The organism is Microcoleus sp. B7-D4 (assembly GCF_036705125.1).
Lineage (GTDB): Bacteria > Cyanobacteriota > Cyanobacteriia > Cyanobacteriales > Microcoleaceae > Microcoleus.
Map to the genome: position 1 here is coordinate 140,106 of NZ_JAUBTT010000001.1, position 26,129 is coordinate 166,234.

Below are 26,129 nucleotides of genomic sequence, written 5' to 3' on the forward strand. Positions count from 1 at the left end.
ACAATAACCTGTTTTTCCGTTCGGTATATCTCACGGCGCAGCCTTCTTCTTCCCCTTCTCCTTTCCCCCTCCCCCAATAACCTAGTTTTTCCTTCCCCTTCCCCTTCCCCTTCCCCTTCCCCTTCCTATGAAAAATCTTCAATTGTTTTCTCAAAACAACCCAAAATTAGTGCTTCAAGTCCAAACCCAGCCTGTCACTAAACGCCCGCTTATTGGTATAGACTTCAAGGGTTTGATTGGTCAATTTATCAATCCAGAAGGACTTTCAATGCTAGGCTTATTACTAGCTTTGTTTGTTTTCTCCAAGATCATTGGAAGTGGCAAAGGGAAAGTTACTTCCGGTCGGTTGTGCGGTACGGCTGAAAAGATGGCAGCGACCAGTTTAGCGCTCAAACAAATGAAAGAAAAAAAGCGGCAACCCGTTACTTTATGGAGCGGCACGCCGACTTATTGGTTCAAAAATATAAAGGTATTGAGCGCTCAGTTACAAACGCTATTAGGCGCAAATCCTACTGTTTGGTTTCCTCATGCTGAACGCGGTACTTTAGTAATTGGTGCTCCGGGTTCTGGCAAAACCTTTAGTGTGATTGATCGGATGGTTGAGAGTGCATTTCAGCAAGGCTTTCCTGTGATTATTTACGATAAAAAAGGAGACCAGATGAAGCTGCACGCGCCCCTGGCAGTGCGCTACGGCTATGACGTGCAAGTGTTTGCACCGGGGGAAGCTTACAGTGGTACTATTAATCCTCTGGATTTTATGAGGGATGCACAAGATGCTGTAATGGCAGCAGAAATTGGGCAAGTTATTGCTCGCAATGCAAGTCCGGGAGAGAGTAAAGGTAATGAGTTTTTTGAGAAAGCAGGGGAGTTAATGGCGAAGGGTTTAGTGCAGTTAGCAAAAGGCAGTCCTTACCCGGATTTGGCTTTTGTTTATGCGATTATTCAGCTTCCCGATTTAGTTAGTCGCATTCACCATGCTGTCCACCGCCCGGAGGGTCATCCTCTCAAAATGGACAGGTGGATTGCGTCTAGTTTTTCACAGTTATTAAGTTCAAAAGATGCTGAAAAAACAGTGGCGGGTATCAAGGCAAGTGCAGAGGCAACTTATTCAAGTTTTATTCAAAAAGATTTGCTGCGGGCATTTATTGGTCACAGTACAATTCCCATTGTTTTGTCGGGCAAAAAGTGCATTATTTTTAAATTAGACGACCAAAGGCGCACTGTAGTGGGGCCGCTATTAGCTGCTGCTATTCACTTATGTGTAGTGTCTAATTTGAGTCGAGTACGTTCTGACCCATTTGTGTACTGTCTCGATGAGTTTCCGTCTCTCAAGTTCGATAGAATGGATCAGTGGGCTAACGAATATCGTTCGGCTGGTGGCGTGCCGATTGTTGGCATTCAATCCCTCAATCAACTCTATAATCTCTATGGGGATAAAAAAGGGGCGGCGATCGCAAGTGCTTTGTCAACTCATGTGTTGTTCAACCCCGGTGATTTTGATACAGCGGAGAAGTATTCTAAGCGGTATGGGGAAGTGGAAGTGCTGGTAAAAAATCGCTCTACAGGTAGCTCGACGGGGCAACAAACAAGCCGTTCTGTCAATTGGAGCGAGCAGTTGCAAAAGAAACCGCTTTTGAGTGCCGATGAGATTCTGAGGTTTCCGCAAGGGAAGTGCGTTATCACTTCACCGGCTTACAGTTCGGATTCAGAAGCTCTGTTTCCCTATTCCTTGAAAATCCCGGTTCGACAACGAGACTTAAAGCAAGCTAAAGAGTCAGAAGCTCTCTGGGACAGTCATATCTGTCCGCAGTTGTCTCAAAGAGCAGCCTTGCTGTCTGTTAACCGATTGACAGGACAATTAATTAATATCGATCAGGAATTGGAAAATCGGATTCGAGCTGCTGAAAAAATGCTGCCTCATCCCAATGACCCCGATGAACCAGTGACAACTGGAGAGGTGGAGGTTAGGAATGTTGCCAATTCTTCTAAGTCTCTGGCTGCGGAAGCATTAATTTTTAGCAGTCTTAGGAAGAAACTGCTAAATGCTGAGATTGGGAAAGAAGGGGAGGGGGAAGGGGAAGGGGAAGGGTAGAAAAAGCTGATTATTTGGGGATAATGTACCAATTGCGTAAATCCTGCTTTTATTGAATAAAGAAAAGCGAAAATTTATCCTTCCTTCTCCTTTCCCCTCGCCTTCTCAAAAGTACAAAGAAGTGAGTAGGAAGTAAACCTCTAATCCCCTCCCTTCCCTTTCTCCCCCCTTCCCCTTCCCTTCCCCTTCCCCCTCCCCCTCTTAAATTATGCAAATAAAAGCTGATATTTTGATTGTAGATGACAGCCGTGACAACATTCACTTACTGTCTAAAGTGCTGGTTGAAAGTGGCTACAAAGTCAGGAAGGTCATTAGTGGAGAGCGAGCGTTAAAAGCAGTGAGCCTCCAGCCTCCCGACTTAATTTTGTTGGACGTAAAAATGCCAGGGATGGATGGCTATGAAGTCTGCCGTCACTTAAAAGCACAAGAGAATACGGCAGAAATTCCGATTATTTTTATTAGTGCTTTGGATGATATTTTTGACAAAGTAAAAGGGTTTGAAACAGGTGGCGCTGACTACATTATTAAACCCTTTGAGCCGATGGAAGTGCTGGTACGAGTGGAAGCTCAGCTAAAAATGAGCCGATTGCAGCAGCAACTTCTTTGTGCTAACAAACAACTGGTTACACAAAATAGCCAACTCGCTCAGGAAATTCAGGAAAGACAACAGGCTGAAATGGGTTTGAAAGTTTTTATGCACGCTGTTTCCCACGACTTGCGAAATCCCATTACAGGAATGTCAATTATTTTGCAATGTTTCCTCAAAGAGCAGTCAGTTAAACCGAAGAAAGTGGTAGGAGAAAATGAAGTTGTTATTGATAAGTCAAGTTTAGAAAGTATCCTGCAAAGCTGTTTGCGCCAAATCAAACTGATTAATTCTCTGATTGAAATGCAGCAGGGTGATATTGTAGGTGTCCCTTTGGAGTTACAGCCAATGGATCTCTACAGTTTGACACGCAGCATTCTCTTAGAGTGGGAATTAATGTTGGCAAAACGCCAAGTTGTCCTCAATTATCAATTTACTCCTGATTTACCTTTAGTTAATGCCGATTCCGCTCAGCTCAGGCGAGTCTTTGAAAATTTGATTGGCAATGCTCTCAAATACAATCCAATTGGATTTACGTTAACATTAGGTGCATCGCTGGAGCCAGAGGCCTCTTATCTACGCTGCACGGTGAGAGATAATGGGGTGGGAATAAAATCAGAGCATTGTGCTTCATTGTTTGAACTGTACGTGCGAGGTAGTGGTGTTAAGCGTACTGCTGGGGTTGGCTTAGGGCTTTACATCTCGAAGCAAATAGTCGAGGCGCATGGTGGAGAAATTGGTGTAGAGAGTGAGCTAGGTAAGGGTACTACTTTTTGGTTCACTTTGCCAGTGTTTAAACCAGACCACTACGCAGGGCAATAACCGCAGCTTGTACGCGATCGTTAGTCTCCATTTTGTTGAAAATCGCTTTAATGTAACCTTTGATAGTATTAGGGCTTAAGTGCAGTTGATAACCGATATCTTTATTGCTTTTGCCCTCTGCCATTAGTTTTAATACCGTCAATTCTCGCGCGGTAAACAGGGATTCTTCGCAGTTGGTTGTGGGTTTTCTGAGATTTTGAATGACACAAGTGGCAATTTTAGCGTCTAGGTAGGTGCTACCTTCTCGGACAGCATTGATGGCTGTTAATAGCTGTTCTGTGCTAGTCCCTTTAATGCAATAACCCTCTGTTCCACAAGATAAGGAAGCCAATACTTCTGTATCACTGGTGTGTGAAGTTAGCATGAGGATGCGGGTATGGGGTAGCAATGCTTTTATTTGACTGGCAGCAGCAATGCCGTCGATATCAGGTAAGCCAATATCCATGAGGATAATATCTGGTTTTAGCTTGGAAGCTACATCTATTGCTGAATTGCCATCTTCTACCTGCCCGACAATAGTAAATTGAGGTTCTGTTGCTAGGAGTCGTGATAGTCCCAATTGCATCATGGGATCGTCTTCGACAATTAGGATGGTTGATGGTTTGGTTGCTTTTACTCCAGCGATCATTTTTTTCTCCAGATTAAAGATAGGAGGCGAACTTTCTGCCGAAATTTGACAGAAAGCTTTAGCTCGTTCCTAAATTGTTGAACTTGTAAGCTAGTATTGTCCTCATCTGTTGGGAAGATTTTTAATACTGCTAGTCTGTCTTTGGTTTGAGAGTCGTAGGGAGGAGGTACATTAACTATAGTTGAGCTAGTCTCCCTTGAAGTCCACCTCCCTATCAATGACCGCTTATAAAAACCTAGGCAAACCTGGGTAAGCTCTGCGGTATAAGCTTTAAACGTTCTTACAAGCGCGCTTACGCTTCCTCGGTATCGAGATTGACCAAGAAACTCCAGTTAGAAACGCTATAATAATCACAACGACGTGATATTACAGCGGAACGCTTGATTTTTCTATTCAGTTGATTCCACTCGCTCCAAACGTGCTTTTCCGGGTTCATCTCGGAATAGGCGGTTAAGGAGCGAGGTATTTTTTCACTTAATTTCATAGCCCTGCAAGCAATTACCAGTGTGGCTGATTCATCGCTGGCTAAGCCATACATTTTTAGGTATTTTACCAAGCCGATAATACTCGAATAAGCCGGGTTGACTGCAATTAACTCAATTCCGCGATTCGACAAAATAGAATTGAGTTGTTTGTAGAACTCGCTGTATGCCCAGCCCGACAACATCCGGGCATATTTTCTACCTTTCTCTCCTAGGGATTGCTTTTTAGCCGAGAAATCAAGTTCTTCACAAACTACGGGACATTCAAATTCCGCAGCTTTCATAAAAAACACTCGGTAAGTGGGAAACTCAGCGACTTCAGTCCTGAGAGGAAAACGGCTCGGCGATTTCAATCGCCTTGAATCTTTAAATTCAAAATGAGTAGCTGTACCCATCTTTATAGTGAATAGTTTTGCAGTATTTATGGCTAATCCCTTGCACCAATTCTGATGCCGAGATATTGAATGAACCAGTCGATCTAACCGCAACCCGACCAACATACTCACCTATCTTTTTACCACTGGTAACGATTACTTTTACGATGTCACCAGTCTGAAAACCTTTGACAAACTTGTTTCTCGGAACGTACCGAGATGGGAAGCCAAATTTATCGGTACGGCACATTTGACGAGTTCCATGTCCAGTTGCTTTGATTAGTAATGGTTTACTCGTGACTACAGACAATGATTCAAGTTGACCAACACAAGCAGCATCAATCCAATGAGTTTTAGGTAGTTGCAGTCGAGTACGATTGAACTTTGTCAGTCCACCTGAACCAGTCAAAACGGGCAACCCCGTTTCTTTTAGTCGAGAAAACAACGCCCATCGGGTCGAATTCACGGCAGCGGCATCTTTGAGCGGACGTTTTGCTTGTGCAAGAATGTGCTTCAAGATGTCAGGTTTCTTGGCTAAAAATTGCTGAATATCTTGACTGCCTTTCTTCTGGTTACACTTCTCACAAGCAAGGCAGAGATTAGAAATTCGATTACTTCCTCCTTTAGCTTTTGGATGAATATGTTCAACTTGCAAGGGTACATTTTCAATGTTGCAGTAAGCACATTTCCTATTCCACTTGTTCAATAAATATTCGCGAATTTCGTACCCACATAAAATACCTTGCTGGTATTCCAGCCCACTAATTTCTGGGTTTTCTAGTTGTTGTAGGTCAAATCTGACAAGCTCTTGAATGATCGAACTGATTGGTGCAAGTCTGCGTAATTTATTAACCCAAGTTAGGGTGGTTTCTACCCGGTGCTGCAAGGATGGCGCTAACCATCCTTTTTGGCGGGTACGGTTTAAAAACCTTGCTCGGCGGTAGCGAGTATGACGGTTTCGTCGCCCTCGACGTAGTGCGCGACGGGAATCAAGACTTGCTTTGATGGCTTGACCTCGATGAGTTAGTTCAGCGCCAAAAATTACTTTCTCACCTTGCAATAATGCGATACCAGTAGTTTTTGAACCTGGATCTAATTTGAGAGTGATTGATTTAATCGTTGCTGTTACCACCTTTTTGAGGATAATTGTGATTGGGAACATTCTGAAAACAGCCGCTTTACCGGCAGTTAACAATTTGCGAGCCATTGACGGTTTGCAAGGTGTTAGTGGTCTTTTGTTTGTATCGAGTACGAAAATAAAATTGGACATTGTTGTGTCCTCCACTTGCGTGTAATGTTAGCTTCGCCAATGTTATAAGAGCTTTTTAAACCTGCAACACTGCCTCAGTGACTTTAAGGCTGTTTAATTGCAGATGACAGGGCAAGGGACTAGCTTCGCATCCACAGGGTGTCGTGACTCAAATAACGTAGATTTCGAGAATCTTAGGCTGGTCAGCATAGCTTGCAATTTCTTACAAGCTCAGTGGCACTTAGCCCTGAGTTACTGACTGAACGAGTTAAAGCGTAACTTCATCGATTTCATCGAAATTAATAGCAGTTGCTATTGACTCTGGTTTTGCCCCTAAAGCATAACCGAAACTAATAAATTCACTGATTGTTTGAGAATGAATTTGAGTTTGCAACCAATTTCTGGTTTGTCGATGTTGCTTAGTGTCCCAGACAAATTTAACTTTTTGTGCAGGTTGATTTGGATGCAACGCCAAAACAATTAGTTGCAGCTTTTCAGGCTCTATCTTAAAGAATTGAGCAGCTACCCATAACTTTACCCGGTCTTCCCAAGTCATTACAGGATGCCGAATCGCCCACTCAAATAGCTTTGGTCGTTCTTTGACAAAACCAACATTTGCAGGAACTTGTATTACTTTAAATGAAGGGGAAGGGTGTTTTACTGTTTCTCCCTGCTTTCTTAGGTGTAGTTTTGCTTGAAGTGTAATGTCAACAAACAGTTTACGCTGCGGTAAAAATAGTGTTGGCGATAATTCTTTAAGTTCGTTAACCCACTGCTGTAACTGCGGATAGTTATTGAGAATTGGCTCAACAGGTAATCCCATTAAAATTTGCTTGACAAGTAGCTGCAAATGTTGTTGGAGATAGTTGGGAACTAAAGATGGTTTTTGTAGTTGGTTAGGCTGGACAGTTTGATTGAGGTTGGACAGAGTAAGAAGATACATTGCTCAGAGCATAAAAGGCTGAGCAATAGTGGCGATCGCCGCAGAAAAAGTCCGAGAGCGCATAATAGGATTAAAAGTTTATAGCCACATCTGCTCACGATCAGGAACAGATTGGTCTAGATTTGCTGTGACCCTGCAGGAATTGTTTGACTACCGTCCCCCTGCAAAAGATCCAATTTGACGGTTGGCTGCTCGGTTTCTTCTAAAAACTGTGCCACAGATTTGATGACATCTGTTGCGGTTTTGGGTACGAGAACCAAATCTCCCGATGCCAGCATATCTAGTAGGGCACCGGGTTTTCCCTTGCCTCCGTACAAGTGACCCATAGAAGCTGCTAGCTTTTCAAGTTTTTCTGGTGTCTGTTGTGCAACTCGTGCTCGAAAAACAATGCCTGAAGGCGATCTCTGTTTCCGTCCCATGCTCGACCTTATATCTGTGCTACAGTTTTAACAAGCGGTAAGCCTATACTAAAAATTGTACAAGACACGAGGTGTGAGTGGAAACTTTAGCCCGTTTGTGCTCTATCAGTTTAGGGTGCAATGACTCGATATTTGCAGAGTATGCTATCGCTTTTGCCCCATAAATTTGACTGGTTATGCCCAAAAAGCGCAGTTGTTCCGTGAAAATTGCAACGCTGCACAGCGTGTTGCAGGATTGCTATCAACTTAAGCTGGAAGAGCTCAAGTACCTTCTCGATGCAATTGACGTGCTAATTGACGCTGAAGAGAAAAGGTTGTCGGAGTTGGAAGCCGACTCAGACTGGGAAGAAAAACGGGAAGAAAAAATGGCTGCTACTGGTGCGCGCGGTAGTACGGGATACATCGAATCCAAGACAATCAAAGGATGCGGCCCCTATGCCTACTTGAGATTTCGTAAGGGCGGCACGCATCATTCGTTCTATCTGGGCAAGCTCAAGCCTTAAGTTTTTAGGGTGCATAGCGATTGATAGATTAGTAATTCTGACGTTTATGCACCCTAAATTATCGGCGTTTAGGGTGCATAGACATTGATAGATTACTGGTTCTGGCATCCATGCACCCTAAATTATCGGCGTTTAGGGTGCATAGACATTGATAGATTACTGGTTCTGGCATCCATGCACCCTAAATTATCGGCGTTTAGGGTGCATAGCGATTGATAGATTAATGGTTTTGGCATCCATGCACCCTAAATTATCGGCGTTTAGGGTGCATAGCGATTGATAGATTAATGGTTTTGGCATCCATGCACCCTAAATTACCGATGTTTAGGGTGCATAGACATTGATAAATTAGTGGTTCTGGCGTTTATGCACCCTAAAGCAAGCGAGTCATTTAGGGTGCATAGACATTGATAAATTAGTGGTTCTGACGTTTATGCACCCTAAATTACCGGCGTTTAGGGTGCATAGACATTGATAAATTAGTGGTTCTGACGTTTATGCACCCTAAATTGGTTGTGTAGTCGCGCTCGCAACTGAGTGTCTGACGGCGCTTTCTTCGGCTTGTTGCTTTCCGAATTACGAACTCATGCGTGATAGCTTGCCAGCAATATCGGTAGCTTGGTTGCTAACAGTGAAAAAAACCTTAAATGCGATTTACTCAACTCTTCACCTGCACCACAACAATCGTTCGATAGGTAGGTATTGAGCTAGAACTCGTCTAAATTAAACAGCGTAAATTGGTGAGGCGATGTCGTCATCTTTCTGGGTCGGCGTTTGCCCTTAACAACTTCTTGAACTAATGGATTTGAGTGAATTGATGTCCTCTCATTCAAGTCAATAACTTCTGAGCTTTCTCCTGAACTTATTTCATGTTCGACTGGACAATCAGTATGATTTTTAGCCTGAGACTCGACAGGCTCAAACCACTCATTGTACCAAGAAGTGGCGTTCATTGATTGAGGTCGCTCGCTACTTAAAGTATTGCCGAGGAGCAAATCAGTTTGACCCAACCACCAAATCGGAACAGCCAGCCAAGGTGAAAACAGATAAAACTGAAACAAAGCGCATTTTAACAGAGTAGGGTCTATATCTTGACCGATACCGCTCAGACAGTAATTTGACTGTGTTAACATTAAAGCACCCGTACCGCACGCAGGTTCATTGAAGCTGGAAATTCGCTCTGTTTTATCGCCACTGACTAACTTAGATATGAACTGACACAAAGCTAAGGGTGTCGGATAAAATCCTGAACTTTTTTGAGCAGTCTTTCCGCAGATTTGGGGTAGCAGTCTGCCCATATAATCTTCAGGATATAGCATGAGAATTGACAGGTCAAACATCTGATAAAGGCGCATTGATGCACCTTCACAGCCGGCGGGTTCTTTGGGTAAAATCTTGTAAGCTGGATGTCCGAATGCGAACAAAACCCAGTCCAAGAAAAACTCCAAATAGTCCCAAGCTGACCAAGTTTTCCATTCTCCATGTTGAGGAATGCAATTGAGAGTATTATCTAACATGGCTTCTGCGGTAGGAGAATGCTGCCATTCAATTTGGGGAATCGGTTCTGCTGGCAAAGTTTCCTCAATTACAAATTTGGGTAAAATTTCTGGTTTTCTGTTCTCCAGAATGGCTAGCATTGGCTCCATCTTCCACCGCATCCAGGCATGAGCGGGGACAGCTTGACACAAAGCCCAATAATCCCACCTTCCCCATAAACATCGGTCTATTTGTGCGAGAATTGTTAAAAGCCAGCCCGGCTTTAAATCTCGTTTGAGGTTAGGAATTAAAGCTTGCTTTTTCTTTGGTTTATAGGGTTGCTTTCTGAAATGTAACAGCGTTGACTCTCTAGTTTTGGAGTCAATAACTGGTAATAAAAGCTGGTTTTTCATGAGTACAAGTCCGAAAAATGCACCCCTAAAAACCGCAGTAGCGGTTCGCACAATTCTATGTTGATGCAAGCAGCGTCTTGTTTAATAAAAACAGTAAAAAAAATTGGGAATAGAGCGTAGCTTTTTTGTTTGAAAAAAGCTACACTCTATTCCCCACTCCCATTTTCCCTATTTCTCTCTCCCCATTCCCCTTTCTCAGCCGTCTATTCCACCAATTATTTTGATATTTGAGGAGTAGAAAATGCTTCGCACAGCAGCAGCCCCACCTGCTTGAGTAAAGCTTTATTACCATCAGGGCATCCCGACTGAATCAAACATTTAGGACAGCCAGAACTGCAAGAACAACTGCGGGCTAACTCAGCAGCCGCATGAGCTAATTGAGGGAGAGAACGAAAAATAGCTTCCGAGGTTCCCGAACCTCCTTCTGCTAAATCGTAAAATAGTCCTGCATAGTCATTTGCACCTCTCTTCTCTACTAGAAAATTCACATCATTAGGTGAAGCCAAAATAGTCAGAGGTAAAGCGGCTAAAATTTGATGGCCGAAACTGTGAATAGCCAACAAATTCGCGGGGTACTCCCACAATTGCTGATATCCGGGCGGAATCGGCTGTTGAGATTGAAGCAATTCCTGGCGAGTAGCTGTTACTACCTGTTGCAGATAACATTCAACCGGGGAATTAAAACTAATTTGCAGTACAGGAGTCGCAAATTTTATTTCGTAAGGTTGCTCAAAGTTTACCTCATTAAGAACCGATGTTAGCTCAGCAGAGCGAGTTCTCTTGCCACAAACAGGACAGGCAGTACATTTTGGTAAATGCTCTTTGTAATTGACACACTTTCTATTGAGACAAGTTAACTCGTAATTGCGAGTTAATAATTGATAACCAGTGACGAGTTGGCTAATTTCTCCCCAAACCAGTTCCAGAATAGCTTGAGCTGGAATTGCCTTACTATCCGTTGAATTGGTTTGAACATTTCCTTCAACTTCTGGAATGACCAACGGGATTTGTTGAGGCAAACTCAAATTCTGCTTGAGGCTGGTATGAGTGTGGCTAATCGCTACAGTAAACAGTCGAGTTTCAGGGGTGTTTTGCAAAATAGCTTTGCCATTCAAGAGCGAGCGCGAAGTATAAGTCACCAAACAGCCGTCTGAGTTTTGCGTGCGGTAAATAGCACCAGGAAATACCTCTCGATAAGCAATCTCCGCACTGAGGAGTTCAATCTCTTCTTGAGTCTCCGCATCCACCAGTTGTATCGTGCTAGCACCCGTTCCCCCTCGAAAGTTTACATCTTTATGCGGAAAGCCTTTAGCCCATAATTTATCCCGGCTTCTGTGAAGAACACCTTGCTCAATTAAAGCCGTTGCAATTATATGAGCGCTCTTGCCAAAGTAGTGCTTGAGCTTATTGGCAGGAATGCCTGTTTCGACAGCCGCGCACATTAAATGTTTGGCAATATCTATGGGATAATTCGCATTAAAGCTCACCAATTCAGATTCGGCCGACAGCAACAATTCAGGGCGTTCAGCAAAGTAGTTATCTAAGGGCGATTGGGCAATAGGAATAAAGACAATTAAACCGGATTTTGTGCGACCGGCTCGACCAGCTCTCTGTTTGAAAGCTTGCAAACTTCCCGGCCATCCCCTAATAATAGCAAAGTCAAGTTGAGGCAAATCAATTCCTGCTTCGAGAGCACTGGTACTGAGGATACACTTAACTTTTCCTGACTGCAAAGAGTTGATAATTTCGGTGCGACGTTCGCTTGTTAAACTGCCGTAGAAAATTGCTACTTGCGACTCAATTCCCGAGTTAGTTTGAGTTACAGCTTCTTGCTTAAAAGTTGCCCACAAGTTCTTAATTGCTTGTCTGCCGTTACCGAAGCAAATTCCACTTTGCCCTTGCTGCAACAAAAACATAATGATGCGAGCAACATCGGAATTAGCATCATGAGTCGGTTTAGTAACAATTAATTGCCGTTCTGGGACAGCAGCTCCGCTAGAGTTAATCCAAACTAACCGCTCGGGTTTATTGATATTTCGCTTTCGACTTCTACCAGATAGTAACTTTGCTAATTTAACGGGATTGCCAACCGTAGCACTCAACATCAGAAATTGCAGTTTTTGAGAACAACCTCCGCGCTCGTCTACTGCCAATTTTAAGCGGCGAATTAAGCTAGCCATGTTAGCTCCGTAAACTCCGTTAAAAGTGTGAGCTTCATCTAGGACAATATAGCGGAGGCGACTTAAAAAATGCTGCCAAGGCTGACTCCAGTGAACGCCTTTCAGCGCATAGTGAATTAACTCTGGTGTTGCGCTGATTATGCTAGGATTTGCAGCTAATAATTGTTCTCGGGTTTTGGGAGGAGTATCCCCAGTTAGAAGGGCAAGGCGCGGGCGCGCAGGCTCAGGAATCAGTTGGAGCAAATCGGCAAGTTTTTGACTTTGGTCGGCTGTTAAAGCTTTCAAACCATAAATAGAGAGTGCAGTAAATTGATGTTGGAGAATGCCCTCTAAAATAGGCAAGTACGCACTTAAAGATTTGCCAGAAGCTGTTGCTGTGCTGAGGATGACATCTTTGCCCTGGCGCACGGCTTTGAGTGTTTTAATTTGGTGCGAATAAAGCTGTTGAATGCCTTGGCTGTGCAAAGCAGAAATTATTGAAGGCGGCAAGTCTTGAGGAATTTTGTAGAGCTTAGGAGTTGTAGCAGTCGCGATTGTCTGATAAATAACCTCTTCGCCTAAAAACTCACACAAATCGGCTGTTGCAGTTGGCTGCAAGTGGCTTGCTTCTGGGAAGTTATTTTGGTGAAAATCATGCCTGGCTATTAGTTGGGAAAGAAGGTTGATATAATTGGGAGGCATTGGTCACTCTAAGAATGAATCTTTTCTCTCTTACTACCGATAGGTAGGAAAAAGAACGAGAGAGGAAATTAATAAAAAAACCAACTGGGAGTCGGACTGCTTTTGGTAGGAGTTACAACCTTTTAGACTTAAGACGATCTTGACAGACTTTACAATTATGCTAGAATAAATTTAATTGATTAAACTAAATGCAATTTATTCCTATTTGAGACTGGTCTTAATTACAAAAAAATCAATAAAGGAGCATTGATTGAGTATGATAGAAAGGGAGAACATCATGCAATTAAGTCAGGCTATTGTCAATGAATTTCAGCCAGAAAAAATTATTTTATTTGGCTCCTATGCTTATGGAAACCCTCAAAATGACTCGGATGTATATCTGCTAGTGATTTTGCCATACAAAGGGAGCAATTTTCGCAAAACTTGGGAAATTTTAAATAAAGTTCAACCAAAGTTTGCCATAGATTTGTTAGTGCGAACTCCTGTAGAGATTGATCAACGCCTAGCCTGGAATGATTTTTTCTTGCGAGAAATTATAGAAAAAGGAAAGCTGATTTATGAATCCGCTAACAGTTGAATGGGTTGATAAAGCTGAAGGGGATTTTACTACGGCTTTGCGGGAATTAGTTTTAGTAAAACTCATAATTTGACATTTTTATTGGATTTACTTTTACCTGTTGAACCTAATTATGATATTTTTCGCCAGAAACTTTTAGCGTTAACTGCTTTTGCGGTTGCTTATCGTTATCCAGGGGCTTCTGCTGATAAGGATACAGCACGTCAAGCATTAAAGTTTTGCAAAGAAGTCCCGCAAGAAGTGAGGTTAAGTTTGGGATTGAGTCCCTAAAAATATAGCAGAAGGAAAAGAAGAATGTTAGAGTGGCGATCGCTACCCCAAAACAAAAAAAACAGGACTAATACAGCAGATTCCACGTTTATGAAGTACATCCCGGATTGATAAATCCACATAGGGACACGGCATTGCCGTGTCCCTACTGCACTCCAGAAATCTGGGATACGCTGTAAAAGGCTGCTAATTTAATTCGGCAGCCTTTTCTGTTATTTAGTGAGTTGAGTGATTCTGAGCAAAGCAGGCAACATTGAATCAGACTTTTCTCCGGTTTTGAGGGCAATTTCTAAATCAAACAAAATGGACAGCGAGCGACTTAAGGAGTTAGCAGATACTTCCTTAACCTCTTGCTTGAGGAAATACAGCCGTTTGGGGTTACTAATTCCGCACATACTAGCAATTTCGCTATCAGAAAGTTTGCCGCCGGAATCCAGAGTAGCTTTTACCCACAGCCAAGTTTTAAACTGAGTTTGAAGAGTAGCAATAATTGCTAAAGAAAACTCTGCCCGAGATAGCAATTCATCAAGCACCTTAATTGCCGCCACTGCTTGACCTTTTAAAAGAGCTTCTGCCAGTTGAAAACAGTTGGCTGTGGTAGCTGGAACGAGGATTTTAGCAGCTTCTTTGGTAATGCGATCGCCCGCAGCATAAATGGCTAATTTCTCCAGTTCACTAACTCTTCTAGCAGAATCGTTACCAATCGCTACCGCTAGATAACTGACAGCATCTCTGGCAATTGAGAGATTCATCTGTTTAGCAGTAGCAGCGATCGCATTTTCAATTAAATCAGTACGCCAAGGAGGAATGAGAGTAAACTCCTTAAGTTTACCAAACAGCAATAAATGCTTGACTACCTTGAGCCGTTTGTCGATAACAGCAGCAGTGAAAACTAAGTGCGTTGTGGTAGGTAAATGGGGCAAGATTTGCAGTAGTTCTAGCCCCGTCTCCCCAAATTGCTTGAAATCACAATTCTCAACTACGATAAGTTTACTTCCGACACCAAAAGGAACTGAAGCAGCCGCAGAAATAGCTATATCCAGGGAAGAAGCATCAAACCGATGGATGTTGAAATCTCGCCAGAGAGGATGAGTTTGAGTCTTAAACTTTTCAACTTCTCGTTCAATTGCGTAGGTGTCATTCCCAATTAGGATGCTAATCATGCTGCTAACTCCTCCTGTTGTTTGACAGTGACAGTAACAGAGCGGCCTAAAGCTTTAGTAACAATCCGCTGCACGGATTCAAGGTGACTCTGAAACTTGTTCGCGTACTTTCTTTCTACTGCTAACACACATGAATCAGCCGAAAGTTCGGCAATTTGAGCGCGGTTTAAGAGGCTACGATTGCCTGGTTTCGCTGCTGCTACTACTTGCGCCCAAGTTGTCTCAAAGTCAGGAGAATCTGCCTCTATTTTTTGAGGAGTTTGATCAAATTTGTCAGGCTGATTAGATTGGGAAGTTGCCGGCAACCGCGTTTCGGGGGCAGCGGGTTTGCTTGACAGCATCAAGTTCAGCAGACAGACTTCTAACCAGGTAGCAGCATTGGTGCTAGTTCTCAATTGAAATTCTGATTTTTGCAATTGTGTACAAGCCGCATCAATTGTTTCAAAATCGAGATGAAGAGCGAGCGAGCGCAGTTGTGAATAGCCTACTGGCCCTGCAATTAAATTCTGGCAGTGGCGCGTTGATTTGACAATGAGCAAATCTCTCATTGCTGCTAGCAAGCTGCTGAGAATCAGTTTGGGGGTTTTGCCGCTGTCAATGAGCGTTCTCGAAGATTGCAGTACGCTTAAGGTATCGCCAGAATGAATGGCTTTGAGAAGGGCGATCGACTCTTGCTCGCTGATACTGCCAGATACTTCTGCAACTTGAGTTAGGGTAATCTCTGAGTTTAGCAGTGAAAGCTGAGAGAGTAATTGCAAGGCATCTCTTAACCCTCCGTCGCAGGTGCGAGCGATCGCCCGCATGGCCTCACTTGCGATCGCAATAGATTCAGCAGAGCTAATTTTGTGCAATTGTCCGACAATAGCATCAACTGACAAGGCTCGGAAGTTAAAAGTTTGGCAGCGGGAGATAATTGTCGGCAGGACTTTATGTGCTTCAGTCGTACAGAGAATAAACACCACATGAGCCGGAGGTTCTTCAAGGCATTTGAGGAGAGCATTTTGAGCGCTGGTACTGAGTTGGTGGCACTCATCTAAAATCCAGATGCGGTAAGGGCTCATCGCTGGCGCAAAGTTGCTGTGTTGTATTAATTCTCTGGCATCATCCACGCCATTGTGAGAGGCAGCATCGATTTCAGTTACGTCTAAGCTTGAACAGGAGTCAATGGTTTTGCAGCTTGAACATTCCCCGCAAGGAGTGGCGGTTGGCTTTTTGTTATTCAAACAATTGAGTGATTTAGCAAGGATGCGAGCGGTTGAGGTTTTGCCTGTTCCTCTGGGGCCAGTAAACAGGTAAGCTTGAGCAATTTTGTCGGAGGTGATGGCATTGGTCAAGGTTGTTTTGATGGTGTCTTGACCCACTAATTCTTGGAGGCTTTTGGGTCGGTATTTGAGGTGCAGTGGTTGGTACATTTTGAGTCGTTAGAATACTTCTGGTAACTATTCCCCGATAGGGGAGGCGTGAGCCGTGCCTGAAATTAAACTCATAGGACTTACGCATAAGCTCTATCTGTAGTATAAAAATTGTGCATTTTACCGCTACCAATAGTCTTACCAAGTATTTTTTGCGTAAGTCCTGGCTCAGTTGTTAGCGCTGGCGCGCCGAACACACTACCGCAAGGAAAAATTGCTAAACCCTCTGCTGCTGATATACAGCAAAAAAGCACGGCATGAAGAAAAAATAGAAAGCAAAAGGTTTGAGCGAGTGGAAGCTGATTCCAGAGCGCAAGACTGGGGCAATTTACACCTCGCTTACTTGCGGTTTTGGAAATTTTCAAGGTGCAACAGGGTCGGCGGTCGCGAGCTTATTTTAACCAATGGAGAGAAACATTAAAACTCACTGATTGACCACCCCAAAGGTTGCTCAAATCAAAAAATAATAGTAAAATATATGTGGTCTTTGTAGACAATTTAGTGTTGCAAAAAATCACTTAACCCTCCTAAATTATACAGCAATAGGCTCCGAATTTTTGCAGGAGAGGGCATCAAATTTAGATGCCCCTCCCCAAATGCACGACTATTCTTGCGGAGCGACAATATATTCGCACTCTAAAGCCTCTGTACCCGAAGCTGGCGTTCCAAACGGTGCAATCAGTAGGGGAGTAGTAGGAGTTGCCATTAACACCCGCAAATCTGAGCTGGAAATCGCTTTGGCTGTATCAATCAAATAGCGGATGTCGCACTTGAGACAAAACTCACAGCCCCAGAGTTTAGCATCAACTGTTTCAGTTCCTGAACTGAGAGTATTGTTGAGTGATGCTCGCACTTGTTGGGCATCTAAATTGAATTCTAAAATAGCTGTTAGGTGAGACTTGTCGCTGTGAGAAGCTAACCGCTCTAAGGCTTTTAAAAAGCTCAGCCTCTCAACCACCACTTGATGGCTAAATTGATGCCGATAGGGAGCGATAATTTGGTCACAAATCGGATATTGCCCTTCTAGCAACTTCGTGGTCAACCGCCAATTATTCCACTCGAATGCGACAAAATTACTAGGTAGGTCTGGCAAACCTTCATAGTAAATCGTAACTTTGTCAGCAGAATTCAAAGAACGCTCCAATAACCGGAGTACCTTAGCAGGGACAGTAAAATTAACTATTTGACTGCTCAAAAGGTGGGAATTGCTGCTTTCGTTCAATCCTAAAACCATTGCTACCCGATGCCCATCTGTCGTCCAAACTCTCAGTTGATCGAGTCCTCTGTCTGCGTCGTGACTGAGTTGAAAATTCCCTCCTGTTAAAATGCGTTTGTTTTCCTCAGAACTTACAGCAAATAAGCTAGCTTTTAGGACAGAAATTAACACGCTAGCAGGAAGCGTTACAAGTTTCTGTTGAACGCTGGGGATAGCCGGAAATTCGTCCGCAGCTAGCCCGCGAATGGCGTGCTTGCTCCTTGACGCACTCAGAGTGGCACTGACTGATGGAACGCCGCTTCCTTTAATAATTTCACAAGAACTCTTTAAGGTGAGGCTGCCGTTAGGAAATTTTCCCAGAATGTCAGCAAGTATGGGTGCGGGGAGGGTAAGCTTTCCAGATTGATTGACATTCGCACCAAAGCTCACTTGCATTCCAAATTCTAAGTTGTAGGCAGTTAGATGCAAATGTTGAGTTTCTGCATCAGCTTCAATCAAAATATTGGACAAAATGGGATGGCTGCTATTGCTGGGAATGATGCCTTTCAGGGCTTGTATATAATCGTTGAATTCTCTTGAATTGCAGGCAAGTTCAACAGCCGATAGGGAAGATGTCGGAGTTGGAGAATCTGTGATTTCATTATTGAGATGGTTTTCTGGAGTGGAATTTGTTGGGGTGTCAGAAGGTGTAGAAGTTCCAATGTCTGTGATGTAGTTCGCTGCTACTTCTTCTATTTGTGTTGTTTTGGGTAGGGGAGAAGAAAGCTTAGTTGTTTTTTTGACTGATGGCTTCGTAGTAGGAGTCAAATTACTGACTGTTACAGTTGAGCGTTTTTTCTTAGCTGTTCTCTCCACTACTTCCTCTTTAGAATGTGTTCCAGAAAGTCGAGTTTTTGCCATAATAATTAGTCGGGTGTCAAGAATTTGATTGGTCGCTGCGATAGCAGTGAGGAAGGGGAAGGGGAAGGGGAAGGGGAGGGGTAAGGGTGGAACAAGTTCAGTAAACTCGCGTTATGTTCAAGTTGAAGCAAACTGATTATTTAGATTTTGATAAGTGAGATAACAGAACTTACGCTCATCAACCGGATTTCTCTGAAAAATTGTTGCTTTCTCAACTAGATATCTACGAAGAAACCCGATTTCTGGCATCGTGTGCGTAAGTCCTGAGAGAAGAAGGTTCAACTCAAAAAAGCGAAAAATTATCTTTCCTTCCCCTTCCCCTTCCCCCTCCCCTTCCTCTACAATTGAGCTAATACTCGTTGCACTCGGAATGAATTAGGAGGGACAAATAGTATTCGTTGACGACATCTACTTGTTCCAACATATAAAAGACGGTGGTACTCTTTAAGTTTCTCTTGGGTGCTCATTTCCTTGCCTACCAAAAGTCGAGTCAAAATGTCATTGCTGTCCAAACCAACTTCATCAAAAGTGCTACCTTGAGAATTGTGAATAGTCAGGGCAAAGCAATTGTCAACTTCGGCAAATACGTCATCTTTAAACCAGTAATACTTCCGCCAGAGAAATCCATTACGTTTGGCACTTTTGAGTTTCTCTTTCAATTCAGCTTGGTAGCGCTTACTTTCCGATTCATGCAGCACAAAGATTTGCCGAAATAGACCATCATCAGTCACAATCTTCAACAGCCATACTCGGTAGCCGTAGTGCTGACTTATTTCAACTTGCTGTATGGTAAATTCAGTTGATGTGGCTAAAATCACAGTCTTACCATCAGGAGCGAGAACTGGTTTCTTAGTAATTAACCTTTCTCCAGATATAAATCTGGCAGTTGTTCGACCATAAAGTTGTTCTCGAACAGCCTGATTGTAATAGTTGACTCGCTTGTTTGTCCAGCACAAAATCCGAAAGCAATCAGGATTTGAGGCAAATTCTTGCTTGATGGTTTTGATAGCATATTGGATGAGTGCTTCTGGTTTAACTTTGAATGCACCGTTAGATTTGTCCAATGAGTTGTAATTCGGATGTGGCAAAAAGACATCTGTTTTACTCTTGACAAATGAGCGACATTCCGTAATAAAATCAAGGACGGGGCTTTCTCCAGCTTGTCTAACCACTTGAGTTAATACAGCTTTATTGGCAATATTGAAAGCAGGCGAGCGCTTTTCTCCAACAGGATTAAGTTGCGCTGGGTCGCCCATGAGAATTAATTTCCGCTGATTGAAGAGAGTATGTTCAAATCTGCGCTCAATCCAAGACCACAATTGAGTTCCAACCATCGAACATTCATCGAGGAAAATGATATCATAGAGGTGGAGGTAACAACAGCTTGTCTGTTCTAAGACTTTCTCTTGTTCTTTGCGAACCATGCCTAAGCCTAAAAGCTGGTGTATTGTCATAAAATCTACTCCGAAAATGCCTTGAGATGCTGCCATTTTTCTGAGGATACCGACGGCTTTGTTAGTAGGTGCAGTAAGGGCAATACGCTTGCTTTGAGCCAAGAGTTCTTTGATTATAAGGAAAATAAGTGTGCTTTTTCCAGTGCCTGCATAACCGCAAAGCAAGAAGAATGCGGAAGTGCTGCTTGCAAATGTTCTCAAATTGTCGAGTGCTTGCTGCTGCTGCGGCTTGAGAGTAAAGGGAATTTGTTTAAATTCCTGCGGTCGTTCTAGTAAAGTTTGAATCATTAGTGTACAGTAATGCTAATTCGTTCGCATCCTAATAAGCGCTAGCTTGAGGGGGAGTAGGAGGAACATTCAAATCAAAACTGACTTATAACAATAGTTCCGAATTTCAGAAAAGAATGGCTGTAATGGTTGATTTTTCGTTATGCGAACTTACCTAAAACTCTGATTATGTCATTGACAAAAAAAGTTATCATAAGTATTGTTTAATCAAAAATCAGCTCTGAATTTTATGATAATTCTGAGCTGATTTTGCTGCTGTTGTTAGTTGTTAAACAATCACAACTTTGGTCTTTTTAACTCGTTTGATATTCACTGCTGTGCCAATGCTATGTCCATCCCAAATGGCTAATCCGTAGTCACAATGCGAACACATTTCGATGTCGCGAGCGCTATAGTTTCCGCTAATACCAACAACTGGATAACCAGAAGTATTTCTGGGTTTGCCATTGCCGCTAAACAAGGCATAGTAAACCAAAACTTTCTCGTAGTTCTTAGACCGCAAGTATTGCTGAACTAAGCTATCAACTCCAGGCGCATCACCGACTCTGACTTCAAACCCTAGTTCAATGATGCGATTGAGAGATGTATGAGCCTCTGATGGCAATTCCTGGATGGAACGACTGCCAGAAATCATTACTATTTTGTTCATGGTAAAATTCCTCAAATTTTTGGATAGCCAGTAAAAGACTCAAAGATTACTCCTTGAGTCTTTGTGAAGAATGCAATTGCTTCTTACTAACACACCAAGATATAAGCTGAAATCAAGCATTGAATGAAATTGCTTTTTCTGCCTTGACCTTCCCAACGAGAGCCGCGCACACCAACAATGTGATTGCATTGTTCAAGCCAAGCAACTCCACCATATTTTGCGATTGTTTTTAATAATCGTGGATGTTGTTGAAGTTTCGCAACAATAATTTCTGTCATTATTGTCATATCTTGTTGCAAATGTCCAAATTTGTGATTTTGATAAGCAGCTTCAGCATCACGGAAAACCTTGCCATTGAACTCAACTGGGTAGTGATTCTTGAGGTTTCCTTTTCTAAAAGCTAACTCTGTGGGATTAGTTAATGCTGCCCCAATTCCGATGCTGCATCCAGACCAAATATTGATTTCTTTCATCTTTTTCATCTTCTAACTTTTAGCTCGTCAGCACTTTTAATTGAAGTGGTGTAGTAAACCCTGACTTTCTCGGATTGCTCCTTGTTGTTGGTATTTATAAGTAGAGAAAGTCAACATTTTTCGCCGCTAGGCGATTTATCTTCCGGATTTGTAACAGAGTTTTTAATCGCATTTACATTGGTTACAGAATAGCCAATTTTCTTCCCAATTCCCATCATTTTGGCATCTTTTCTAAATCAAGTTCAGCCACTTCCCGCAGAGCTTCTAAGCGCTTCTTTAAAGTTTTATGTCGGGGAGTTTCTACAACATACTCGTATTTAGAACCTGTATGTTGAAGTTCTGGACTTTGGCAATCAATTAGGTAGCTCAGGCGGCCAACTAGCTTTTTAATAGGTATTAGCCAAGCCTTAGCTAATGCTTTAGTACGGAAACCAAGCCAAGCTTTAAAGTAAGAGCCGTCTTCGCTAACTTGGTAAGCAACATTGGGCGATAATTTAATAAGAGTTGGGATATGAGTAATGCCTAAACTTTTGAGTTCAGTCAAGCTGTAGCTTTGAATTTCTCCACTGTCCCATTGAATTTGAAATGGGCGTAGTGCCTGAATATTCAAACTAATAACTATTCCCCTTTGTTCCACTTGATTTCGGCGTTGTTCGAGGCAATCGCCCTCTCGAAAACCACTCCATCCATGTTTCTTAGCTAAATGTTTAAGGCAATATTGCCAGGCTTCTTCCCAAGCAATATCAAAGTCGAGAATGTGATAACTTTCTGTACTCAATTGTTTAGTCAATTTCTCTTTGATTTGCTGCTTTTGAATTGGTAGGACAATTTCTAAGAAATTGTCGGGGACTTCAAAAAATAAATGGGTCTTAGCCCTAATTTTTAGGTCATTGAAAGACAAAAAGCGACTGGCTTCTAATTGTTCGGGTGTAAAAACATCTATGGCACAACTTGTCGGGTAGCCAGGGAACAAGTTGATGGGAAAGAGATAATAGTGGTCAAGAGTAAATATGAGAATGTGATGTTCAGTGAGCGATTCTACTTGGAAAGTAGTGGTGTTACTGAATTGTAGTTGTTGCGAATTAGCTAGTACAATTGTTGTGCAAGCGGGAAGTTCTCCAGTAGTTTTTTGAGGAATAAACAGAGGCACAAGGGATATTTTAAGCACCCGAATTTCATCTAAGGTATAATTCCAGGAAAAACTATCTTCGTTGTTACTAGCATCCCAAGTAATTATTACAGGTCTATCGGTTTGATGGAGGGCTGTTATCGTGCCGTAATGGTTGCCAGATTTGACGATATCGCCTACTTTAAAGGGAAGTTGAGCGAAAGGAGGCGGAGTGAGAAAAGGAAAAATTACCGCTACCACTTCTTTGACTTCACTGGGGGGAGCGTTGTCAGGTTTAGAGCAAGTATTTGAGAAGCCAATTAAAGTCGTGTTAGAGTCCATAACCTTTGAGAAGCTAATTGTTTTCAACTTCTCCCGTTAGGGGATATCTTCTCGCGCTTAATCCCTTAACTTTTTGTGGTTTAATATCAACTCCGAACGAGTTTGTGCTTTATTTCGGCTTAAAATTTTTTGAAGTCTTGCTAAGTACCTCCCCTGTTGTCTAATATTGCGATATGGAAAACTCAAGAGCAAAGATACCTACTCCCGAAGAAATTGCTGCTGCCATAGAGACAATTGACCATTTGACTGCTTGGCTACAAGAGACCGGACTGAGTGCCTCTGCGATCGCCCAGTTCAAATTCAACTCGCTGGCATCGATGTACCCAGAATTGCGAGGGATAGCAGAGACTGCAAAGCAACTTATTGGTGTAACTTCTCCTCTGACAGAAGTTGGGATGACAGTAACCGAACTAGCAGCGGTACTCGCAGACAGCTTAAAGTTCAAAATCAAGCCAGATGTTGTCAACAAAGCTCTAGTGGTATTGATTAAAGATGCCAAATCCTTTAAAGATTGCCAGAAGTGGATTGACCGACAATTGGCATATTCTGCAATAGAAAAAGCGTTTGGGAATCAATAAATGCATAAGTTCCTCAACGCCTTACCCCTGTTAGCCATCGCAGGTTTGATTTGGTTTCACTTCCACCAACCCGACAACGACAAACCCAAACTAGCCAAGCGCCCCAGCGAAACGGCATCCCTCCGCTGCTCCGTTATAGATGGTTCGGTGTACGATGGCGATACTTTTCGGGTTAAGTGTGACAATCGCGAACAAAAGCTCCGACTGTGCGGCATCGATGCGCCGGAAGCCAAACAACCGCTGGGTATCGAATCGCGAGATTATTTGCGTTCCCTAATCGCCAAAGCCTCCAACAAAGTCATCGTTGTGGAAATGGATCGGGACAAGTACAACCGCACCGTTGCCGAAGTCCTCTTCGATACACCAAACGGCGAACAATCGGTGCAGGAGGAAATGCTCAAAGCGGGTATGGCTTACCATTACAAACAGTACAGCGGCAACTGCCACAATGCTGATGTATTCGATACCGCAGAGGAGATGGGGCGATCGCAAAAGCTGGGAGTGTGGCGGCTTCAGGGTGGCGGTCAGCGTCCTTGGGATTATCGCAAGCAAAATCAGAGCTGATGTACGCCAAGCAGCGGTATATACCAAGGTTGTTGGGAGCGATCTAACAGGGCAGGAAGTGCGGCGGCTTTCCAATGGTGATAAACGACTGTAAAATTATCCTCAACCAAAGCGTTAATTGGGGTTGCGGAATTGTTTTTTTGCCCAGTCAAACAGTTCGTCATAGGTTGAATAAGCGCACAGTATCCGCGATGTATCGCCTTTTTTCCTTACCGCAATCACTTTGCCGTTTCTATCTTCATAACCAGGCTTCCCGGTCATTTCTTCTAACTCTAGATCGAAGAATTTAAGCGCTTGAATGAATTGAGAAATCTTATTATCTTCCATTCGTCGATTGCTCTTTAATTGAACAGGAAAGATGGGTTTCTTGGACTGCTGGCTACCAAGGAATTTCCGAATCGAAAAGTTCCAATTTTGGGGATCGCAATTAACTCGGTTCCTCCTCAGCCCCCGGAATTCTCCAAGGGTCAATGCCGTTTTCTCGAAGCAGTAGCTCGTAGTAGTCGCGTTCGATTCTGGCTTCATCGTCAACCCAAAACGCTTCTCTGATATCGCGTTCTAGCTGCTGGACTCGCTGGCTGAGCAATTCGTTTCGTTCAGTCTCGGTGCGAGTAACGCCGAAAGCTTCGTCAAACCGCCGTTCGAGAGATTCGGTAATAAGTCCCATGCTCATAGTTAAAGCAGCTTTGTTCCCCCGGTGAGCTTGCCACAGCCAGTAAGCGCTGGCAATTTCTGGAGGGACGGACAGAAACCGACTTTGCCCCCGACTACCGGGTTCAGACTCGATTTCGATTTCTTCGCGCTCAACAATCGTACTCATGTAACCTTCACCCAGCAAGCTTTCGCCGGCGTTTGAGCGTAAAAATCGGACACGTTGCGCCGTTTGAGAGCCCGCTGCTTCGGCGACTTGGGTTTGGCTCATCCGATACGAGCCGTCTGGCAGCATAAAACCATCGACTGTTAAGGAACCTATTTGTACCAAGGCTCTGACGGCTCTAGTGGATTCGGTCATAGTTTGCTCCCCTGTTATACCTTTAATATTCCGTTTCTTGATTGTTGTCGCAAACGAACCGTACTGCACCACAGCTTGGCGAACACCACCACTACGGAGTTTTCAGCATTCATTACATGATATTATCGTGTAAACTCAAGCGATTCTATCTCTATAAAATACCATAACATATATGGTAAACGAGGTAGTTTATGTTTGCACTAAAAAGACGTTCTATAGATAAATTTGTAAAACCTGTGAAAGCACGAGAGTTTTGTAGGCAGTGGTTTGATGCCGATGCCCAGATGGAAGCTACGAGGGGCTATAGAGCGGAATGCGTTCGCTTGTTGAGCCGCATCCTAGCCGTGCAAACAGAGACTATTTCGAGTAAATGGGGAAGCGGCATTGATTTCGAGAAAATGCCCGAACAGTACGAACGAACCCTCGCTTATGCCAATTCTCTCCGTTCCATCCTCGACGCGGCAGGCAATAATCCCGAACTCTCCAGCATCATTGCCGATCGCCTCAAATCATCGCGCTAGCAAATCACCCGAAATAAATACCTTCTAATATACGGTAAACTTCTTGACAGCCCTAATCGCAGGTTTTAGGGTGGGAGTGACGCCCCGGCGCAGTGCTGCAAACACAGATGCCGGGACTTCTCCCATTCGCTGATAAGACCCAGCTATCAAGGAGCAATTTTATGTTCGCAGATTACGGGCAGCCATCACAAGCCGCCCAGCCCAGCTTTGTAGAAATACCCAACCCCCGCGTTACCGCGACCATCGGACGCATCGAAGTAACCGATGTTCGTTCTGAAACCGTCACAGGTCGGCTGCTGGATGACCAGGACAACTTGATAAAAGAAGACGGACAACCGATTTACGTGTGCGTCCGCAAGTCAGAGATTCTGTGTGCCACCGAACGAGCCAACGTAATGAGTTGGTGGCAACTGGGAGAACAAGCGATTACTCCGTACACAACACCCAAAAAATACTCCCTAGAATCTCTAATCAACAGATTGGATGGACTCAACTCGGATGAATTGTACGTTTTGAGGACGTTCGTCTGTTTGGAGAGCGACCCGTTCCAAGCATATTCGGGTAGCGTCAACAACGACTTATCCCACTTGCAGCTTTGGTTTCCCACAGTGCGAGCTCTTAGTCGCGTCGAACAAAACGAACTAGCAAGTGCGCTGTGCTGGCGAATAGCAAGTGAATCTAACGCACCGATAGCATCGACAGCACCCACAGCAGGAGATGGGAGGGACGATTAATTCTTGAGTTGATAGAAGAT

25 protein-coding genes are annotated in these 26,129 nt (G+C 43.4%); 9 read left to right on the top strand and 16 right to left on the bottom strand.

The annotated features are described in order from the left end of the window. The first annotated feature begins 127 nt into the window (after positions 1-127). Together QUB12_RS00590 and QUB12_RS00595 are read left to right on the top strand one after the other, a co-directional pair. Entirely contained in the window at positions 128-2,092 is a 1,965-nt protein-coding gene (locus QUB12_RS00590; protein ID WP_333304944.1) for a type IV secretion system DNA-binding domain-containing protein, read from the top strand. A 208-nt stretch (positions 2,093-2,300) separates the two neighbouring features. Then, complete coding sequence (locus tag QUB12_RS00595) at positions 2,301-3,500, top strand: hybrid sensor histidine kinase/response regulator (protein WP_333304946.1); 1,200 nt, start codon at positions 2,301-2,303, stop codon at positions 3,498-3,500. Here the strand turns inward: QUB12_RS00595 and QUB12_RS00600 are convergent. The 5 genes from QUB12_RS00600 to QUB12_RS00620 all read right to left on the bottom strand — a co-directional run bounded on the left by QUB12_RS00600 (position 3,472) and on the right by QUB12_RS00620 (position 7,595). Continuing rightward, positions 3,472-4,128, bottom strand: a complete 657-nt coding sequence (locus QUB12_RS00600) for a response regulator transcription factor (protein ID WP_333204906.1) — start codon at positions 4,126-4,128, stop codon at positions 3,472-3,474. The two genes, QUB12_RS00595 and QUB12_RS00600, sit on opposite strands and share 29 nt — an antisense overlap. Positions 4,129-4,420: 292 nt before the next feature. Then, the gene (locus QUB12_RS00605) at positions 4,421-4,894 is read right to left on the bottom strand and encodes a hypothetical protein (protein WP_333304948.1); all 474 of its coding nucleotides are present in this window, start codon (positions 4,892-4,894) and stop codon (positions 4,421-4,423) included. 88 nt (positions 4,895-4,982) lie between these two features. Beyond that, positions 4,983-6,254 (bottom strand): RNA-guided endonuclease IscB, encoded by a 1,272-nt coding sequence (gene iscB, locus QUB12_RS00610; protein WP_333204902.1) that lies wholly within the window; start codon positions 6,252-6,254, stop codon positions 4,983-4,985. 247 nt (positions 6,255-6,501) lie between these two features. After that, positions 6,502-7,176, bottom strand: a complete 675-nt coding sequence (locus QUB12_RS00615) for a hypothetical protein (RefSeq protein WP_333304950.1) — start codon at positions 7,174-7,176, stop codon at positions 6,502-6,504. A 116-nt stretch (positions 7,177-7,292) separates the two neighbouring features. Further along, on the bottom strand, positions 7,293-7,595 hold the full coding sequence (locus QUB12_RS00620; RefSeq protein WP_333304952.1) for a hypothetical protein: 303 nt from the start codon (positions 7,593-7,595) through the stop codon (positions 7,293-7,295). Positions 7,596-7,795: 200 nt separating this feature from the next. On the opposite strand from QUB12_RS00620, the gene QUB12_RS00625 reads away from it, so the two are divergent. Beyond that, positions 7,796-8,098: a hypothetical protein gene (locus tag QUB12_RS00625; RefSeq protein WP_333304954.1), complete on the top strand. Its 303-nt coding sequence runs from the start codon at positions 7,796-7,798 to the stop codon at positions 8,096-8,098. Positions 8,099-8,805: 707 nt separating this feature from the next. On the opposite strand, the gene QUB12_RS00630 is transcribed toward QUB12_RS00625, so the two are convergent. Together QUB12_RS00630 and QUB12_RS00635 are read right to left on the bottom strand one after the other, a co-directional pair. After that, a complete protein-coding gene (locus tag QUB12_RS00630; RefSeq protein WP_333304956.1) occupies positions 8,806-9,987 on the bottom strand; it encodes a hypothetical protein in 1,182 nt (393 codons plus the stop codon). Between the two features lie 215 nt (positions 9,988-10,202). Beyond that, positions 10,203-12,848: a DEAD/DEAH box helicase gene (locus QUB12_RS00635; protein ID WP_333304958.1), complete on the bottom strand. Its 2,646-nt coding sequence runs from the start codon at positions 12,846-12,848 to the stop codon at positions 10,203-10,205. Between the two features lie 277 nt (positions 12,849-13,125). Here QUB12_RS00635 and QUB12_RS00640 point away from each other — a divergent pair, with 277 nt between their 5' ends. Beyond that, the gene (locus QUB12_RS00640; protein ID WP_333304960.1) at positions 13,126-13,425 is read left to right on the top strand and encodes a nucleotidyltransferase domain-containing protein; all 300 of its coding nucleotides are present in this window, start codon (positions 13,126-13,128) and stop codon (positions 13,423-13,425) included. Between the two features lie 45 nt (positions 13,426-13,470). Then, positions 13,471-13,695, top strand: a complete 225-nt coding sequence (locus QUB12_RS00645; RefSeq protein ID WP_106331804.1) for a HEPN domain-containing protein — start codon at positions 13,471-13,473, stop codon at positions 13,693-13,695. 212 nt (positions 13,696-13,907) lie between these two features. Here the strand turns inward: QUB12_RS00645 and holA are convergent, their stop codons facing one another. From holA to QUB12_RS00680, 7 genes are all read right to left on the bottom strand, one after another. Next, positions 13,908-14,858 carry a DNA polymerase III subunit delta gene (holA, locus tag QUB12_RS00650; protein WP_333304962.1) on the bottom strand — a complete coding sequence of 317 codons (951 nt, stop codon included), beginning with the start codon at positions 14,856-14,858 and terminating at the stop codon, positions 13,908-13,910. After that, entirely contained in the window at positions 14,855-16,270 is a 1,416-nt protein-coding gene (gene dnaX / locus QUB12_RS00655) for a DNA polymerase III subunit gamma/tau (RefSeq protein ID WP_333304964.1), read from the bottom strand. Before dnaX ends, holA begins: the two co-directional genes overlap by 4 nt. A 604-nt stretch (positions 16,271-16,874) precedes the next feature. Beyond that, complete coding sequence (gene dnaN, locus QUB12_RS00660; RefSeq protein ID WP_333304966.1) at positions 16,875-18,386, bottom strand: DNA polymerase III subunit beta; 1,512 nt, start codon at positions 18,384-18,386, stop codon at positions 16,875-16,877. 338 nt (positions 18,387-18,724) lie between these two features. Continuing rightward, positions 18,725-20,128 (bottom strand): DEAD/DEAH box helicase, encoded by a 1,404-nt coding sequence (locus QUB12_RS00665; RefSeq protein WP_333139876.1) that lies wholly within the window; start codon positions 20,126-20,128, stop codon positions 18,725-18,727. 268 nt (positions 20,129-20,396) lie between these two features. Beyond that, a complete protein-coding gene (locus QUB12_RS00670; protein WP_333054102.1) occupies positions 20,397-20,777 on the bottom strand; it encodes a hypothetical protein in 381 nt (126 codons plus the stop codon). A gap of 86 nt (positions 20,778-20,863) precedes the next feature. Next, a complete protein-coding gene (locus QUB12_RS00675) occupies positions 20,864-21,250 on the bottom strand; it encodes a hypothetical protein (RefSeq protein WP_194060989.1) in 387 nt (128 codons plus the stop codon). A gap of 214 nt (positions 21,251-21,464) precedes the next feature. Then, positions 21,465-22,700 carry a hypothetical protein gene (locus QUB12_RS00680; protein ID WP_333139873.1) on the bottom strand — a complete coding sequence of 412 codons (1,236 nt, stop codon included), beginning with the start codon at positions 22,698-22,700 and terminating at the stop codon, positions 21,465-21,467. 173 nt (positions 22,701-22,873) lie between these two features. On the opposite strand from QUB12_RS00680, the gene QUB12_RS00685 reads away from it, so the two are divergent. Together QUB12_RS00685 and QUB12_RS00690 are read left to right on the top strand one after the other, a co-directional pair. Continuing rightward, positions 22,874-23,278 carry a hypothetical protein gene (locus QUB12_RS00685; RefSeq protein ID WP_333304969.1) on the top strand — a complete coding sequence of 135 codons (405 nt, stop codon included), beginning with the start codon at positions 22,874-22,876 and terminating at the stop codon, positions 23,276-23,278. Further along, positions 23,279-23,842: a thermonuclease family protein gene (locus QUB12_RS00690; protein WP_333304972.1), complete on the top strand. Its 564-nt coding sequence runs from the start codon at positions 23,279-23,281 to the stop codon at positions 23,840-23,842. 114 nt (positions 23,843-23,956) lie between these two features. Here QUB12_RS00690 and QUB12_RS00695 read toward each other — a convergent pair whose 3' ends face one another. Next, positions 23,957-24,169, bottom strand: coding sequence for a hypothetical protein (locus QUB12_RS00695; protein WP_333304974.1), 213 nt, complete (start codon positions 24,167-24,169; stop codon positions 23,957-23,959). Between the two features lie 100 nt (positions 24,170-24,269). Continuing rightward, positions 24,270-24,854, bottom strand: a complete 585-nt coding sequence (locus tag QUB12_RS00700; protein ID WP_333304976.1) for a hypothetical protein — start codon at positions 24,852-24,854, stop codon at positions 24,270-24,272. Positions 24,855-25,045: 191 nt separating this feature from the next. Here QUB12_RS00700 and QUB12_RS00705 point away from each other — a divergent pair, with 191 nt between their 5' ends. Together QUB12_RS00705 and QUB12_RS00710 are read left to right on the top strand one after the other, a co-directional pair. Beyond that, the gene (locus QUB12_RS00705; RefSeq protein ID WP_194060993.1) at positions 25,046-25,375 is read left to right on the top strand and encodes a hypothetical protein; all 330 of its coding nucleotides are present in this window, start codon (positions 25,046-25,048) and stop codon (positions 25,373-25,375) included. Between the two features lie 161 nt (positions 25,376-25,536). Then, entirely contained in the window at positions 25,537-26,109 is a 573-nt protein-coding gene (locus tag QUB12_RS00710; RefSeq protein ID WP_333304979.1) for a hypothetical protein, read from the top strand. The last annotated feature ends 20 nt before the right edge of the window (positions 26,110-26,129 follow it).